Annotated in this window: 15 protein-coding genes; 2 read left to right on the top strand and 13 right to left on the bottom strand. The window is 52.5% G+C overall.

Annotated elements, in window-relative coordinates:
- Positions 1 to 16: 16 nt before the first annotated feature.
- The 10 genes from A3844_RS25435 to A3844_RS25485 form a co-directional block, all read right to left on the bottom strand.
- Positions 17 to 1,426, bottom strand: a complete 1,410-nt coding sequence (locus tag A3844_RS25435) for a nucleoside recognition domain-containing protein (RefSeq protein WP_074108823.1) — start codon at positions 1,424 to 1,426, stop codon at positions 17 to 19.
- Positions 1,404 to 2,135 carry a FeoB small GTPase domain-containing protein gene (locus A3844_RS25440; protein WP_074108824.1) on the bottom strand — a complete coding sequence of 244 codons (732 nt, stop codon included), beginning with the start codon at positions 2,133 to 2,135 and terminating at the stop codon, positions 1,404 to 1,406. Before A3844_RS25440 ends, A3844_RS25435 begins: the two co-directional genes overlap by 23 nt.
- Positions 2,132 to 2,386 carry a FeoA family protein gene (locus A3844_RS25445; RefSeq protein ID WP_074108825.1) on the bottom strand — a complete coding sequence of 85 codons (255 nt, stop codon included), beginning with the start codon at positions 2,384 to 2,386 and terminating at the stop codon, positions 2,132 to 2,134. The genes A3844_RS25440 and A3844_RS25445 overlap by 4 nt, the downstream gene beginning before the upstream one ends.
- A gap of 274 nt (positions 2,387 to 2,660) precedes the next feature.
- Entirely contained in the window at positions 2,661 to 3,116 is a 456-nt protein-coding gene (locus A3844_RS25450) for an SRPBCC domain-containing protein (protein WP_074108826.1), read from the bottom strand.
- A gap of 101 nt (positions 3,117 to 3,217) precedes the next feature.
- Positions 3,218 to 4,174, bottom strand: coding sequence for a helix-turn-helix transcriptional regulator (locus A3844_RS25455; RefSeq protein WP_074108827.1), 957 nt, complete (start codon positions 4,172 to 4,174; stop codon positions 3,218 to 3,220).
- A 151-nt stretch (positions 4,175 to 4,325) separates the two neighbouring features.
- Positions 4,326 to 5,423, bottom strand: coding sequence for a GerAB/ArcD/ProY family transporter (locus A3844_RS25460; protein ID WP_074083180.1), 1,098 nt, complete (start codon positions 5,421 to 5,423; stop codon positions 4,326 to 4,328).
- A 253-nt stretch (positions 5,424 to 5,676) separates the two neighbouring features.
- Positions 5,677 to 6,909: a Ger(x)C family spore germination protein gene (locus tag A3844_RS25470; RefSeq protein WP_074083182.1), complete on the bottom strand. Its 1,233-nt coding sequence runs from the start codon at positions 6,907 to 6,909 to the stop codon at positions 5,677 to 5,679.
- Entirely contained in the window at positions 6,906 to 8,009 is a 1,104-nt protein-coding gene (locus A3844_RS25475; RefSeq protein WP_074083183.1) for a GerAB/ArcD/ProY family transporter, read from the bottom strand. The genes A3844_RS25470 and A3844_RS25475 overlap by 4 nt, the downstream gene beginning before the upstream one ends.
- Positions 8,006 to 9,628: a spore germination protein gene (locus A3844_RS25480; protein WP_074083333.1), complete on the bottom strand. Its 1,623-nt coding sequence runs from the start codon at positions 9,626 to 9,628 to the stop codon at positions 8,006 to 8,008. Before A3844_RS25480 ends, A3844_RS25475 begins: the two co-directional genes overlap by 4 nt.
- 232 nt (positions 9,629 to 9,860) lie before the next feature.
- Positions 9,861 to 11,015, bottom strand: a complete 1,155-nt coding sequence (locus A3844_RS25485) for a phosphodiester glycosidase family protein (protein WP_074083184.1) — start codon at positions 11,013 to 11,015, stop codon at positions 9,861 to 9,863.
- 226 nt (positions 11,016 to 11,241) lie between these two features.
- Between A3844_RS25485 and A3844_RS25490 the strand changes: the two genes are divergently transcribed.
- Together A3844_RS25490 and A3844_RS25495 are read left to right on the top strand one after the other, a co-directional pair.
- Positions 11,242 to 11,829 carry a histidine phosphatase family protein gene (locus tag A3844_RS25490; protein ID WP_074108828.1) on the top strand — a complete coding sequence of 196 codons (588 nt, stop codon included), beginning with the start codon at positions 11,242 to 11,244 and terminating at the stop codon, positions 11,827 to 11,829.
- 276 nt (positions 11,830 to 12,105) lie between these two features.
- Positions 12,106 to 13,017: a GGDEF domain-containing protein gene (locus A3844_RS25495; RefSeq protein ID WP_074083186.1), complete on the top strand. Its 912-nt coding sequence runs from the start codon at positions 12,106 to 12,108 to the stop codon at positions 13,015 to 13,017.
- Positions 13,018 to 13,047: 30 nt separating this feature from the next.
- Here the strand turns inward: A3844_RS25495 and A3844_RS25500 are convergent, their stop codons facing one another.
- The 3 genes from A3844_RS25500 to A3844_RS25510 form a co-directional block, all read right to left on the bottom strand.
- Positions 13,048 to 14,304 (bottom strand): SLC45 family MFS transporter, encoded by a 1,257-nt coding sequence (locus A3844_RS25500; RefSeq protein ID WP_074108829.1) that lies wholly within the window; start codon positions 14,302 to 14,304, stop codon positions 13,048 to 13,050.
- Positions 14,305 to 14,306: 2 nt separating this feature from the next.
- A complete protein-coding gene (locus A3844_RS25505; RefSeq protein ID WP_074083188.1) occupies positions 14,307 to 15,044 on the bottom strand; it encodes a glycerophosphodiester phosphodiesterase in 738 nt (245 codons plus the stop codon).
- 337 nt (positions 15,045 to 15,381) lie between these two features.
- Positions 15,382 to 15,626: integrase core domain-containing protein (locus tag A3844_RS25510; RefSeq protein ID WP_143192135.1), on the bottom strand; the 245-nt coding region annotated here is incomplete at its 5' end.

Genomic DNA, 15,626 nt, shown 5'->3' on the forward strand with positions numbered 1-15,626 from the left:
TCTATAGTTTTCTGCATCACACCCAGCCGAACAACCGGGCGGCCTGGGCAACGGCGAAGGTTACCGCAATAGCGATTCCGAGCGGGATGACCGCAGAGAGCACGGCCCATTTCATACTGCGGGTTTCTTTATAAATATTGATTAGCGTGGTGCCGCATGGATAGTGAAGCAGAGAGAACAACATCATATTGAGCGCGGTCAGCCAAGTCCAGCCATGGCTCAGGAAAATATCCTTGATGCCGCTGAGGCCATCGATATCGACCATCGCACCTGAGGACATATATCCCATAAGCAGGATCGGCAGCACGATTTCATTGGCTGGAAGTCCAAGGATGAACGCCATAATAATGAAGCCATCCAGACCCAGCAAATTCGCAAAAGGATCAAAAAAAGCAGCCATGTGGTTAAGTACACTGTCTCCTCCGACCATCAGATTGCCCAGAATCCAGGTGACGATTCCCGCCGGTGCAGCGACGACGATTGCCCGGGTTAGCACGTTCAGGGATTTTTCTTTGGAGGAGATCAATATGGTTTTCCAAATTTGCGGACGGCGGTATGGTGGAAGCTCCAGTGTGTAGTGAGTGGGTACTCCGCGCAGCGCAGTCTTTGACATGACCCAGGAGACGCTCAAGGTAACAATGATTCCAACCAGGACAATGCCCATTAACACCAGTGCAGTTGATAATGTGTGCAGTGCGCCTGCTGCAGCACCTCCGACCATGAACAGAGAAGAGAGCAGAATCAGTGTCGGCCAGCGTCCGTTGCAGGGCACGAAGTTATTGGTCAGGATGGCCAGCATCCGTTCCCGGGGGGACTCGATAATGCGGGTGGAGAGAATGGCAGCAGCATTGCAGCCAAAGCCCATCGACATGGTCAGGGCCTGTTTGCCGTGGCCGCCGGATTTTTTGAACAGCCGGTCCATATTGAATGCCACGCGCGGAAGATAGCCGAAATTCTCCAGCAGGGCAAACACCGGGAAGAAAATCATCATGGGCGGCAGCATGACACTGATCACCCAGGAGGTTCCGCGGTATAGTCCAAGCACGAGAACGCCATGCAGCCAGGCCGGTGCGTTCAACGCCTCAAAACCTGCCGTCAGATAGCCTTCAATCCAGCCGAAAAAGGAAGCGAGCCATCCTGAAGGATAGTTGGCACCTGCAATTGTAATCCAGAACACGAGGCCGAGGGCGGCGAGCATAATGGGGAAACCCCAGATTTTGGAGGTGACGATCTGATCCAGCTTATAGGTGCTGGCGAGTTTCTGCTGGTCCTTGTAGGTCACAGAGTCACGGCAAATACCGGCCGACACCCCGTAGATTCCACTGACAATTTCGTCGCGGATGGCCCCTTTGTCAGCCAGCTTCTTCGCGAAGGGCAGCAGGGAATCCATGGCGTCCGTTCCCTTAATGACATGCGGTGACTCCATGACCCACAACCTCCTTTGCTGCAGAAAAATTTGTGCGCCCCATATGGGCCTTAAGCGAAGTGATCAGGCTGTCATCACCGTCTAACAGCCGGAGGGCAATCCAGCGCGCCGGATATCTTGTGCCAATGGCCTGTTCGACCATGGGGATCAGCTCAGCGATGCCCTGTTCAATTTCGTCACTATAGCTGATGCGAAGCGGCTGTGCCGTAAAAGCGCCAGTGGCGACACGCTCGATCTGATCCAGAAGAGCATCAATGCCGATTTTGCTCCTGGCGGAGATGGCCACAACCGGAACCCCGAGCCGCTTCGAGATCGCCTTCACATTGATGCCGATACCCAGTCTGCGGGCTTCATCGATCAGGTTGATGCAGATCACGGCCCGCCCGGTAATCTCCAGCACCTGCAGCGCGAGGTTGAGATTGCGTTCAAGCGAAGTGGCGTCCAGAACTACGAGCGTTACATCCGGTTCCTCGAAAATGATGTAATCCCTGGCCGCCTCTTCGTCGGCGGAATTGGAGTACAGCGAATAGGTGCCCGGAAGATCGACTGCGCGGTAAGTGTGGTTTTTGTGGGTGAATTCGCCTTCGGCCGTAATGACGGTTTTGCCCGCCCAGTTGCCGGTGTGCTGACGCAGTCCGGTCAGAAGATTGAAAAGCGTGCTTTTTCCCGTATTGGGGTTACCCGCAAAAGCTATAGTAAACGGATTCATTCGTTTCCACCTCCAATCAAAGTTCCGTAGATTAATTCACTTTCTTCGCGCCGCAGCGCAATCGTTGTATTACTCAAGCGGAATGCCGTAGGGTCGCCCAGAGGACTGCGCCGCAGCACTTCTACCGTGTTGCCGACGACAAATCCGAGATCCAGCAGCCTTCTCCGCAGCACCCCCTGCACTTCGATGCCGCTAATCACGAGTTTGCTGCCATTCACCGCCTTAGACAATGGAATAAGTGCTCCAGCCATAAATTCCCCTTCCTTCATATAGAAATTAGTACATATTGTGCACTAGGGATAGATTCTTGTAGTGTGCCACAATAGTAGTATACGTGAATAAATTTGTCCCTGCAACAAAAAAGTTTCCTTAGGGAAAAATAAATAATGCATAATTCCATTTCTTTTGATTCAGCCGCCGAAACGGGAAACAGCCGAATCTAAGGTAGAAAACCTTGATTCGGCTGCCGGGGTGAAGTTGTCCATATGCATCGTTCGGAAAGTGAGAGGTTAGTTCGGGATGCTACTAAAAGCTGCCAAAATCCAGAGTGTGGCCGGTCTCGGCCAGGGTTTTGATATTGCTCAGAATATGCCACCACGCGCTGTCGCTGGCTGCATAAGAAGGGTCGTCCGGATGCCAGTCATCGTGAATTAATGTCAGCCGGGTGCAGCCGCCTACCGCTTCCAGCTGCCAGGAGATACGGGATTCGTAGTTTTCCCGGTCCTTGAGATAGGAGGGGCCAACCTTGTGTGTGAAGCTTAAGGTCTTCTCCGGGACGTATTCCAGCACCGTTCCGTATACATGTACTGTCTCGTCACCCCCGTCTCCGGGACCCACGTATTCCAGCAGTTCTCCTGGCTTGAAGCTGGAGCGGATTACGCTGCCGTAATAGATTTGCTTGACCTGCCCCGGCGAAACCAGTGTGTCCCACACCTGAGCCGGGGTGCCGGCAATATAAAATTCATATTTCAATTCGTTCATTTCAATTGTTCCTCCTTGAAAGGATATTCTTAAACCCTGGTCCTGTCTCCACTATACATAAGGATCACTGACAGATATGGTCAGTGATCCTAAGAAAGACATTATGCAGAATAATATGCCGCAAGATCCGCGGTCACCGCGGCGAGCTTCTGCTTCAGAGCTGTAGGCTCAAGGATGGTCAGCGCTTTGCCATAAGGCAGCAGAAAGTAAGGAGCGTAGCTGTACAGGGTGGCTTCATCCAGCAGGAATTTCGCTGTATCTGCACTGCGCTGCTCCAGCGTATGACCGAACAGCCAATGGCTGCAAAGATCATTTAGTACCCCTTCTGCGGCTGTTATGACAACTGCAGTCAGTTTTGCCGGATCGTTATATCCGGGCAGAAGGCTCTGAAGCAGGAACTCACGCGCCGAGAAGCTGGCGGGGCGCAGAAAGGCTTCCCCCGTCCTCCGCAGGCCTGTGATCCGGTCTACCCGGAAGCTGCGGATTTCCTGACGCTTATGGCAGAAGCCGGTCAGGTACCATTGGCCTTTCCACAGCACCAGTCCGTAGGGATCAATACTGCGGGAGGAAGGGGGAGACCCGTTGCCCTTGCGGTAATCCATCTCCAGCATCAGCCTGTCCGCTGTACAAATCTCAAGCTCTTCCAGCAGTTGCGCAAGCGGAGCTGCCGGTGAATGGAGTGTCTCCAGACCGCTCTCGTGACGCTCCATGTGCGACAGCTGTTCGGCATTGCTGTAACGCTTAAGCTTGGCAATCGCTCCATCCAGCGCCTGCTCATAAGGATATCCGCTTCCCCGTGCGAAGGATGAGGCCTGGACAAGCGCCCGCCGTTCCCCGGCGTCGAAGAACAGCGGAGCTGAGCTGAAGTGCTCCGGGAGACTATAACCGCCTCCCGGACCGGCATCTGCGATTACGGGGACACCGCTGGCGCAGAGGGCGTCAATATAGCGGTAGACCGAGCGGACACTCAGCTCCAGCTCTTCGGCCAGCTCTGCAGCAGTTCTCTTGCGCTGCTGCAGCATCCATAGAATGGACAACATGTAATCGGCTTTGGACATGAGTCCGGAACCTCCTTGTACATTGGCTTATTCATTATAGCCAGTGTACCTGTAGAACAGCCCGCCGTCCAACTGGCACAATGACCTACCGGATAATGATCTGATACAGGACCGGACGAATCACTACCAGTGTCTGCACTGCTGCGACATTCTAAGATGAAGAACGCGCAAATCTGCTGCGCAGCAGGATGGAAAGGGCCAGCAGCAGAGGGATTGCCACCTGGAACACTGGATCGATCCTCAGACTTGGTCCCAGGCCGATAGCAATGTGCTGCGTGTAGTCCCTCTCTAGGAAAGAAGCGCCATAAATAACCGCGCCTACGGGGAATACCCACCATTTAGCCGGTTTTCCGGTTAACTCCGCTACTGCCTTCACAGAACAGAAGAAGAACAGCATCATCTTGATCAGCAGGCCAACGAAGAGCTGGACGGTAACCAGAATATCGAGGCGTTCGATGAATTTCAGACTGGACAAGGTGCGTACCGATTTTAAAAAGGGAAGCTGGCTGATTCCTGCGACCGTGGGCCCGAGGACAGCTACATTCAGTGCGTTCATGAAAATCAGGAATATACTGATCAGGAGATAGGCCACCACAGTGTTTTTTACGGGAACCCCCGGCTTGTCCCATAAGGACCATAGCATCAGGAATACAATCATCTGCCCGAAGGGGAAGGAGACAATGTCCGGCAGTGCGGCGTCAGCAATCGGCTTAAATCCGTTCTCGAAGACCGGGCCTAGACGGTTGAAATCCAGGGAACCCATGATCCCGAACAACAGAACAAGCAAGGCATAGAAGAACAGCACCATCGGCAGCAGGACCTCCGGCAGGCGGAAGACAACCTCGGCCCCTTTCCAAATAGCGTAAATGGAAATCCCGACAAAAATCAGCATCGTAATGGACATCGGTGATCTTGGCAGCATGGTAAGCGCCGTCAGTTCCCCCAGGTCACGGACATTGCGCATCGACTGGTAAGCGAAATACAGGCTGTAAATTCCGCCAATCACAGAACCTGCGTAACGTCCGAAATGGATCTTAAGCATGCCGATAAGGTCTGTGCCCAGCGAACTTTGCTGAATCCACATCAGAAGCATAAGCAGAATAAAGCCGGCCATCGAGCCGGTACACATAGCGAGCCAGGAGTCCTGCTTGGCCTTGCCGCCAAGCAGAAACAGTGGCGTGCTGCCGATCTCAAACAGCATGATCATGAACGAGATTTGCAGGGCAGACACCTGTTCCTTTTTTTGCATGACGGAATCAACCTCCTAACCATTTGATCATTGCTCTGCCCGCCGGCTGAAAGAAAGCTATATACAGGCTAGACACACTTAGATGCGGAGTTCTGGTAAAGCCGCTAATATTAACATAGGCACAGTAAATCAATATACAGCCGTACCACAGCCTATTCAGCTTACGCCTCTTTCCCTTCAGCATGGTGCATCCCCGCCAGAACACGAGGACATAGAGCCCCAGAATTACAGCTATATTCATAGATATGCTCCTTTATTTCTCGTGAACAGATTCGAAGGATTTATTGCTGAGCCCTGTCCGCTCAATTTTCATCGAAACATGGGGCCGGATTTCAATCTCCTGGAACGTGCTGTCCCAGTTCTTGGCCTTCTTGATCTGCTTGAAGCGTTTGCGGTCACTTCGGTGTATTCTGACCGCGAAGCCTGTAACATCGGCCCCCAGCGTTCTGATCTCCTTCCAGGAATTGTTCACCAGCTCCAGCACCTGCTGTTCAATAGAATGTTCCATTTCTGTAATCGAAGTTCGATCGTTCAAATCCATAACGCTGCCAACTTCGGATAATACACCGCTCCCTTTGATATCTATATCTATCACGTAATGGTCCTGCTCCCACTTGGGATGGACGATGGTTTTGGATTTTTGGAGGATATAAGAGGCATCCGGCTTGTCGCCGGATTTGGGCTTCGAAGAGAAGGCTATGGTCGCTGTCTTAATCTTGTCTGTCATGAAGGACAAGCCGAATGCTTGCTTTTGACTTAACCAGCCCATCAGCTGATCTCCCTTCAGCACACCCAGCCTCCCCAGGGCCAGCCGGGTCTTGAGATCAGTACGTCCGGTTTCTGTCGTTTCGTCCATAATCTCCGTCCCGGTAAGCAGGATCTCCGGAAGGACAGCGCTGCCTGATTCGGAGGATAAGGCCATTGCCAGTTCGAACATCTGTACGCCTGGGTAATAGGAGATCAGCCGGGATTCCTGTTCGATCATCAGCTGGACGCCAGCCCCCTGGTTTTTGGACAACTGCATGAGCTGATCCAGAATATTGCCGGCTTCTCCCTTGGTAATAAATACATAGACGGTTTCCCGGGCATCCTGCTTGCGCAGGAACATATCAATTAATTGGTTAATACCATGTTTGGCGACACTTTCTCCCAGCACGGTAATCCGTGAATGGGAGAAGAACATTTCACGTGTGCTTGTCAGGTTGGTTTTTTCAATCGCTTCCATAATCGTCCTTCCCTTGACTGTAAAAGTCACAAACGGAGGCGAGCTGGTGCTTCCGCCTGTACTGCCCCCCATACCGCTGGATCCTGACGAGGGGTTGATGACCTGGTAGGTGGCCTTCCACTGGTTATTCTCCCAGTCATATGCAGACCCGGATGTAATGCCAAGCTCACTCAGTTCCCGGGCATCCCAGCAGCCGGTCAGCAGAGTGGATAAGAGGGGAAGGCACAGGAGGGGAATGAGAATTTTTTTGTGAATATTCAAGTTTCCCATCCTTTCTGTTTAGGTTTGCCCTTCTTGAACCGGTCCAGTCCAATCGCCCCCAAAGGAACGAGTACATTGAAGAGGAAGAAGACGAGAAATCGTCCTTCCTTGTTATAGAGGTTTAATTTCTCTGTGCTCTGCCAGGTATACAGACACTCGAGCAGGATGAGCAGACCCAGGGCACCGATGAACGGCCGGCTGCTGCCTACCCTGAAGGTTTGCTTAAAGCACTCTACGGTAGCAAACAGGAAGATTGAAAACTTCAGGTAAATGGACATCACCCAGTAGGAAATAAAAAGAATATCGAGCTTCTCGATAAATCTTCCGAGATGTACAATACTGGCTGCTGTGAATCCGGGATAAGTACTGAGTTTGATAAAATCAGGGCCAAAGACCATGAGCGTTGTAATCAAAGAAAACATCATGATTAAGGCAACAACAATCAGGCCACTCCAGCCTATGATCCGGGCCCGCTTCGGATCTTTCAGATATGGTGCAAGGAACAGCAGCACCGCAACCTCGGACATCCATGTGGTTGGAGTAATACTGGCGAGCGTCAGCTCGGCCAGAGAATGATCAAACATGGGTAACAACTGGTGCACATTCATTTCATTGGACAGTCCGAACAGATACAGCGGCACGAAAAATACAAAGAGCAATATCACAAGACTGTTTACCCGTGCAATGGCCTCCAGTCCTTGTCTTACCATATAGATAGTAATGAGCAGGATCAGTGTGCACAATATCGAAATTGGCGTATTGACCAGCACGTTGTCCTTCAGGAAATTGACGAATTCACGCAGTATGGTCGAGGTATTATCCAGGTAAAACTGCAGCATCAAGAGGCCAAGGACCGTACCGATAACAGGCGAGCTTTTCTCGCCGACCCATGTGAGAAATGGAGCGCCGTTGATGCGGCTGACGGTACTGCCGACCAGGGCTGCGATAAGGAGACCGAAGAAAGTGGACAGCAAAATGGCCAGCGGCGCATCCTGTTCCGCATAGTTACTGATGATCACAGGCAGTACGACGGTGGCTGTTGGCAGAATTGTATTGACAATCAGCATGGCTGCCTGAGTAGTGCCGACTTTTCCATTCATGCGGGGTCCTCCCCTTGTGGTTTGGGCTGCCCGGACTCTTGGCTATTCTTGCCTTCCGCCGGCTTAGGCTTCTGATCCGGGCCTTGTCTGCGTGTTTCCTTGCCAAGGTTGGTCTTGGGGCGCATCGTCATGCTCCAGAGAGGAACACGGATTAAGATATCCTTAAGATAACGAGGAACCATCGGTGCAACTGGTGACAGGTACGGCACACCAAACGAGCGTAATCCGGCCATGTGAATCAGCAGTACCATCAGAAAGGACATGATGCCAAAGAGTCCCAGTGTCGCGGCGATAAACATCATCACAAAACGGATCAGCCGGATGGAGTTAGCGATGGCCAGTGAAGGAATCACAAAGTTGGAGATCGCCGTAAAAGAAACCACAATAACCATAGCGGCGGAGACGAGTCCGGCCTGAACGGCAGCCTGCCCCAGCACCAGTGCGCCGACAATGGATATCGCCGGGCCGATGGTGCGCGGCATGCGTACCCCGGCTTCGCGCAGCACATCGAAGGTCAGCTCCATAAGCAGCGCCTCCGCCAGCGCCGGCAGCGGGACCCCTTCCCGCTGGGCGGCGAGGCTGACCAGCAGGGTGGTCGGAAGCATTTCCTGATGAAAGGTGGTAACGGCAATATAGAGCGCCGGCAGCAGCATGGATACAAAAAAAGCCCCATAGCGGATCAGCCGCAGAAAGGAAGAAATATCATAACGCTGATAGTAGTCCTCACTGGACTGGAAAAAGTTGAAAAACGTAGATGGTGCAAGAAGTGCAAAAGGTGTGCCGTCAATGATGATTCCGATTTGCCCTTCCAGAATGCCTCCGGCCATCGCGTCCGGACGCTCCGTGTTCTGGATGGTCGGAAAGGGTGTCAGGCCGCCGTCCTGGATGAACTCTTCAATATAGTTGCTCTCCAGAATGCTGTCTGTATGGATTGCATTCAGGCGGCGGCGGACTTCTTTCAGCACCTGCTCACTTGCGATGCCATCCAGATAGACCAGAGCTACTCCGGTCTGGGTGCGCTGGCCGATTTTATACTCTTCGATACGCAGATCAGAGGTTTTGAGTCTGCGCCGCAGCATGGAGGTGCCTGTCCGCAGGCTTTCGGTGAAGCCCTCCTTGGGACCACGGATGACGCCCTGCGAGGTCGGCTCATTGACGCTGCGTTTCTCCCAGCCCGAAGTATCGGCGGCCAGTGCCATCTGGAGTCCATCGAACAGAATTAGAGTATAGCCATCGAAGAGCATGGACAGGAGCGCTTCCAGCGTTTTACCTTCTTTGACGCCCCCAATGGGCAGGATTTGATCCTTGATCATCCTGAAGGCATCTGTGGCGGTGATGGATTCGCTCTTTAGTGTGACCGTTTCCAGCAAGGGCTGAAGCACAGTCTGATTGACCACGTCGGCGTTAACCAGGCCGTCAATATATACAAAAGCCAGCGCTAGTGAGCTTAAAGACTCGTTGGTGAATCTGCGGAAGACGACATCCGAGCTTTGGCCGATCCGCTTGCCAAGCTCCTGCAAGTTCACCTCGAGTGAAGGATCAAGAGGAAGCGGGGCAGGCACGGAGTTCTCTGAGGGAACACTGGCATTCTTGCGGGCCGGCTTCTGTTTGTTTGCCATCATAACACCTCGGTTCTGCTGGAATCTGGATTCTTTGGCGTTATTATCCCCGGTCTTCAATTCCTTATTCTGCCTGCATGAGAGAATGGTCTCTAAGGCTTGCATACAACAAAAGCTCCGTCCATAGCCGAAATGGCTGTGAACGGAGCTTTTGTCTGAAGATATTGGCAAAGCCGGTTGCCTGGAGGTTTGTGGGATGAAAAGAACTACGAATCCGGATTACCGGCAGCCATTATCTGGTTTTGACCACCAGCGCATTGCTGATCAGCCGTCCTGGGGTAGTCAAATATTTGCCGCCATAATATAGGCCGCTGGAGGCGCCGCCATCCAGATTCATCGCCTGGTATGCCCCAGCCTGCTTCATGATATGGGCCAGCTGGGGGATGGTTGCCCCGCCGGAGGTCAGCAGAATCAGCTTATGGTCTTTGGTCAGTCCCAGTGCGCTGCGGGAGCCGCCGCCCGTTAATATTTTAGGATCCCGGAAGCCTTCCCCGGCCACATTCAGGGCCACTTTGCCATCTATAAGCAACCTTGGACCGGCCTGGATCGCACCTGTAACAGCTCCAGAATTAAAGTGATCCATGAATTCGCTGCCCGGGATCAGCTCTGCCAGAAGGTTGTTGTCATAAGCGAATACGGTCCGCTTGTCTGCCGGGCTGTTCTTGAGCATTTTCCCGCCGCTGATAATATATCCATAAGGAACTTTGTAGGCCCCGTCTGTATAGGCATTAAAATACGTGCCGTTAATAGCGGCAACTGCTCCGCTACGCTTGGCAATGCTGCCTAGCGCTTCTGTTCTGCCTATGGTGTTGCCCGCAAGGACAACATCGAGTTTGAGAGCAGGATGCAGCAGGGACACGGTTACCATTTGTACGGTAAAGGATCTGCCGCCTACCTTGTAAGTGTGTTTAGAACTTACGACTGCTGGAGAGCCTGCTGAAATCAGCGCGCCGGATAATACAGGCAGCGTGGCAGTGTCATCGCCTGCAGCTAATGTAAGGGAAGCGGCGGTTTTGCTCCACGCCAGCTGAATACCCAGGGTTTGGCTGATGAGGGACAAAGGCACATAGGTTGTCCCATTACTGCTGAAAGGCCGCTCACTCAGCGTAACGGACTTGCCATTAACAGAGGCTGCTGTCTGGCCGGATGCCAGAACTACGGAGTTCCCGTCTCTAGAAACGGTAATTTGCTTCCCGGTTTGGCCGCCGACTCCTGCCTGAATACCGGCAAAACCGTTCAGGAACCGCAGCGGGATGTAGGAGTGGTTATCCTTGTCGACATAGATGGTGGTTTTGGGCGCCGCAGCAGCGGCAGCGCTGGCGGGTACAGAGGTTAGTGCAGAGAGCATGAAGATGAGAGCGAGCGATAGAACGGACAACTTTTTCATTGTAAACAGTAATCTCCTTTTGAATTATAGGGTACGGATGCTGGAATGTGGTAAACAGACCCATAATATCATATATCCGGGTAGCGGTTCCGTCAATTATTTCCACTCGCTATATTCAATGTTACCTACCATATTCTGGGGGAGCAAATATGCATCTGCCGGAGCGATGGTTTATAATCTACAGATGGCATTCGACCATTCATATTGAATAAAGGCGGTAAGCATAATGACAACTATTGGCTTGATTCGGCATGGCAGCACACTGTGGAATAAAGAAGGCCGGATTCAGGGTCATACCGATAACCCGCTCGATGAGGAAGGGCTCCGCCAGGCAGCGGCCATAGCTGAGCGTCTTCGCGGAGAAGAGTGGGATTACCTCTATTCAAGCGACCTGCTCAGAGCGGTGCAGACAGCAGAGGTGATCTCGGAGCGGCTCGGTATTCCGGTCACAGGGCTGGTCCCGGGCATTCGGGAGATGAACGGCGGTCTGATTGAGGGCACTACAGAGGAAGAACGAGTGGAGCGGTGGGGCAGCGGATGGAAGAGCATCGATATGGAGCTGGAGAGCGACGAGTCCGGCCAGGAGAGAGGCAGCAGGGCCATCGAAGACATTGCGGCACGGCATCCCGGCAACAAGATCCTCGTGGTCAGCCACGGTGCTATTTTGCGCAGCACGCTGAGAAGACTGGTTCCCGGACTTGATGTAACCGTATTGCTAAAGAACACCTCAATCACTCATGTCGTCAAGGACGGCAACGGTTGGACTTGTGCCTTGTACAACTGTGTTTCGCATATTGATGCTGAGCGGTCATAGTAGTTGATCCTGCGGGGGCACCCGTCCTGTCGATCCGTCCTGTCGGGGACGGATTTTTTAATATAAGTTTGTTCTGCGCCAGTCTGCCCTTGCCTTGCTTCCAAATGATCCCATGCAGGAAGAAGTTCTTCCTGCCGATAATAAATATATCATGCATATCGCCTGCTTTATTTCAGAATGATTCATGGTGGTGTTCGGTTCATGTTCAGTGTATTATTGTACTGTAAAGCTTCAAAGTGCGAAATTATTCACATGCAAAAGGAGTGCAATTGGACCATGGAAGCCCGAAATTATATGCTGGCCGTATCCTCGGTGCTCATAGCAGCATTGTCTGTCTATAGCATGTTCTATCTGTCCCGGAAATTCAGCGGCAGAAATCAAAAAAACCGCGCAGTCCGCGCGGTCTTAATAATCTTTATTGCGGGTGCCGGAATGAGCGCCATGCACCTGCTGGGCTTGAAGTCCCTCCAGGGCGCTGGATTCGCATCCGGTAAAGACGGATTCGTTCTTCCGCTTACACTGTATGTTCTGACGCTGACGGGAATGCTCTACCTGTTCTCCCGGCTGCGTATGCTGCTAGCTGAGCGGGAACAGCTGAAGGAACTGGCTTATCGCGATTCGTTGACCAGTCTCCTGAACAAGAACGGCATGGATCACTTCTGGGATCATTGCAAACCTAATGAACAGCTCGCGGTACTGTTTCTGGATCTCAACCGTTTCAAATCCATCAACGATACGCTGGGGCATCATGTGGGCGATTTACTGCTTCAGGCGGTCGGTACCACACTGAGCCAATTCTCAAGCAAAGGCAAACGGCATATTTTCCGCATCGGCGGGGATGAATTTGTGATTATCGCCAAGCGCTGCGGCCGCAAAGAAGCGGAGCAGCTGGCGTTACGGATTCTGGAGAAGACGACCCGGAATTATAGACTGGAGAAACATGAGCTGTTTGTTTCAGCCAGCATCGGCATCACCATGAGCCATGGGAAGATCGACCGCCAGAAGCTGCTAAAAGAGGCCGATTCGGCCATGTATAATGCCAAGCAGCTCGGGAGTGGCCGCTACTCCGTGTATAAGGAAGAGAATACCAACCCTGCCAAACCGGCTGGCCAATCGGTGAGCCTGCTCCACAGCGGTGTAACCAGTCCCAATGGGCTTGATCATAAGCGAAGCTCCATGCGGGCGTAAGCTGGTGTTACCTGCCGGGTTTGTTTCTAATTACGCTTTTTTAGAGTAAGCGGTGTTCACTGCTTTTACACGCCCCTTCATCATCAGCAGGCACACCAGGGCGAAGGCCATACTAACGGTGGCAGCATAGAACAGGATGGAGTAATCCGTAAGATCAATCAGCAGCCCCAGCAGGGGCGGAGATGTAATGGCGGCGAGTGATGAGACCAAATAGTAGATTCCCGTCCGCGTGCCGATACTCTCTTCGTCTCCTGTAGCGACCACATAGGGATAGGAATTGATATTGATACAAGCCCAGAACATCCCGCCCAGCAGCAGCAGACCACGCAGCAGCAGCACATTTTCCGCAAACCCCACGAGAGCAAATACCGCCATCAGTCCGCATACACCCAGAATAATGATATTTTTCTTCCCGAACCGTCCGCCCAGCCAGCCGCTGGGAATCGCAAAGATCACAAAAGCAAGCGAAAAGAACGTGAGCGAGAACGAAGCGGCTTGCTCACTAAGCCCCAGATGATGTTTGCCATACAAGGTAAACAACGTCTCGACCCCCTGATAAGCCACGAACCAGAAAAAAATCGCCGCCAGCAGCCAGAACGTTGTCCGGTCCAGCTGTTTGGTGAGGGAGATGCGTGCTGGCCTGTCCATAGGGCCGCTTCTGCCTGTCACTTGGGAATTACGCTCAGCGCCTGGAATGGCCGCGGCATTCACTGCGGGTCCAATGACCCCATCCCGATCCTCCCGAATAAACCTCGACACGATGTACAGACACATCAGCGTGATCAGACCGGCCACCACAAATGGCAGCACAGGGCTTACATCATAGAGAAAGGACCCTGCGCCAAAAGCCAGAATGGACCCTACTCCGCCCATGAAGTTGATCAGCCCGTTGGCCTTGGTGCGCTGAGGCTCCGGCGTAATATCCGGCATCAGCGCGACGGTCGGCGAACGATACAGGCTCATGGCCAGATTCATCATCATCATGAACAGCAGGAGAGTGAACAGTCCGGTGTGGAACGGAATCAGCATGGTCAGCACGGCAGCCAGCGGCATGCCGATCATCAAATAGGGCATTCTCCGCCCGAAACGGGACGTCGTCCGGTCACTGCGGTTGCCGATCCACGGCTGCAGAAACAGCGCAAAATAGTTATCAATGGTCATCATGAAGCTGATCAGGGCGACGCTATGCACATATTTCTCCAGGAAAAAAGGGACAAACGCGTTGTATAAGCTCCATGTGATGCTGATGCTGAAGAAACCGAAGCCAAGCAGCCAGACTTTTTTCACGGTCACACTCCCTTGGACGCCATCAGTCCTGCGAGTACATCGGGAACATCGGTAATAATCCCCGCGACGCCGGCATCGATCAGGTACTTCATCCGCTCCGGATCATTTACAGTCCATGGATGATAGACAATTCCATGCTCTGACGCCTCCGCAACAAACTCAGGCAGTACAGCAAAGTGATAGGCATGCAGCGCATCCGCCTGCAGGGAAGCCGCATAATCCCAAGGCCGGTATAAGCCTTCTCCATACAAAATACCCGTGCGGATATCGGGTGCCAGCGACTTGCAGTACGCAAGAGAATAGTGGTTGAAGCTGGACAGCACCACGCGCTCACTCACGCCGTATTCCCGCACGGCGGCAATGACCTTTTCCTCCATGCCGGGGTAGAGGAACATGCCGTTTTTCAGCTCAATATTGAGGATTGTGTCACGTCCGTGCACCAAATCCAGCAGCTCTTCAAGAGCGGGAATACGTTCCCCTGCGAATGCAGCTCCAAACCATGAACCAGCGTCTGCCTCCAGTACTTCACTCAAAGTTTTATCCTTCACCAATCCGCTGCGGTTCGTAGTACGGCTTAGATCCTCGTCATGAATGAGGACCAGGCCTCCGTCCAAGGTCATCTGTACATCGGTTTCGATGCCGGTTGCACCCAGCTCCAGTCCTTTGCGGAAAGCCGCCATCGTATTCTCCGGGCAGACCGCGGATGCACCACGGTGTGCAAAATTAATCGTCTTGTTCATGTCGTTCAGTTCCTCCGTCTCATTAGTGTTAGTGTACTTCTGCCGCAGCAGGTGCGGGCTTCCTTATTTCATATTCCACATTACAGCATGAAACCCTGTCCCCGGGTAGCGAAAGGGCGCTGATTTGGAAATTTTAACATTGGGATGACGTTAATGGAACAGAAACAAGCAGCAATGCTGAATTTATGAAGCTGATTTTTTGGAAAATATCATGAGAATGGAGCACTTGAACCATGCCCGAGTATCATCAGCATGCCTGCTGCCCGCGTTGTTACGGGTCAAAGCGGTTCAACCCCATAAAGTTGGACACTACCACGTTCATTCTTGCAAAATCGCACTAAAGTGCAATGGTCTTGGGAGATAGTAATTTTGCCTGTACCATTCGCAGATATTCCTGTGGCGGCCAGTCGTTTAGACTGCCGTGGATCCGGACGGTATTGTAATACCGAATGAAACGGTCTACTTCGGTAAAGGCTTCTTCCGTACTTTCAAAACAATGACGTTGGTAGCATTCCCGTTCCAAAATACTGTGAAACGACTCAATAAAGGCATTTTTGTTCGGCGTTCGTGGCGGGATGCGCT

The sequence above is a fragment of the Paenibacillus helianthi genome (assembly GCF_001909055.1).
GTDB classification, from domain to species: Bacteria; Bacillota; Bacilli; order Paenibacillales; family Paenibacillaceae; genus Paenibacillus_AQ; species Paenibacillus_AQ helianthi.

What these genes read in the sequence shown, in the direction of transcription:
- A3844_RS25435 (WP_074108823.1), bottom strand. Translation starts at nt 1,426, where the DNA reads ATGGAGTCACCGCATGTCATTAAGGGAACGGACGCCATGGATTCCCTG.
- A3844_RS25440 (WP_074108824.1), bottom strand. Translation starts at nt 2,135, where the DNA reads ATGAATCCGTTTACTATAGCTTTTGCGGGTAACCCCAATACGGGAAAA.
- A3844_RS25445 (WP_074108825.1), bottom strand. Translation starts at nt 2,386, where the DNA reads ATGGCTGGAGCACTTATTCCATTGTCTAAGGCGGTGAATGGCAGCAAA.
- A3844_RS25450 (WP_074108826.1), bottom strand. Translation starts at nt 3,116, where the DNA reads ATGAACGAATTGAAATATGAATTTTATATTGCCGGCACCCCGGCTCAG.
- A3844_RS25455 (WP_074108827.1), bottom strand. Translation starts at nt 4,174, where the DNA reads ATGTCCAAAGCCGATTACATGTTGTCCATTCTATGGATGCTGCAGCAG.
- A3844_RS25460 (WP_074083180.1), bottom strand. Translation starts at nt 5,423, where the DNA reads ATGCAAAAAAAGGAACAGGTGTCTGCCCTGCAAATCTCGTTCATGATC.
- A3844_RS25475 (WP_074083183.1), bottom strand. Translation starts at nt 8,009, where the DNA reads ATGAATGGAAAAGTCGGCACTACTCAGGCAGCCATGCTGATTGTCAAT.
- A3844_RS25480 (WP_074083333.1), bottom strand. Translation starts at nt 9,628, where the DNA reads ATGGCAAACAAACAGAAGCCGGCCCGCAAGAATGCCAGTGTTCCCTCA.
- A3844_RS25485 (WP_074083184.1), bottom strand. Translation starts at nt 11,015, where the DNA reads ATGAAAAAGTTGTCCGTTCTATCGCTCGCTCTCATCTTCATGCTCTCT.
- A3844_RS25490 (WP_074108828.1), top strand. Translation starts at nt 11,242, where the DNA reads ATGACAACTATTGGCTTGATTCGGCATGGCAGCACACTGTGGAATAAA.
- A3844_RS25495 (WP_074083186.1), top strand. Translation starts at nt 12,106, where the DNA reads ATGGAAGCCCGAAATTATATGCTGGCCGTATCCTCGGTGCTCATAGCA.
- A3844_RS25505 (WP_074083188.1), bottom strand. Translation starts at nt 15,044, where the DNA reads ATGAACAAGACGATTAATTTTGCACACCGTGGTGCATCCGCGGTCTGC.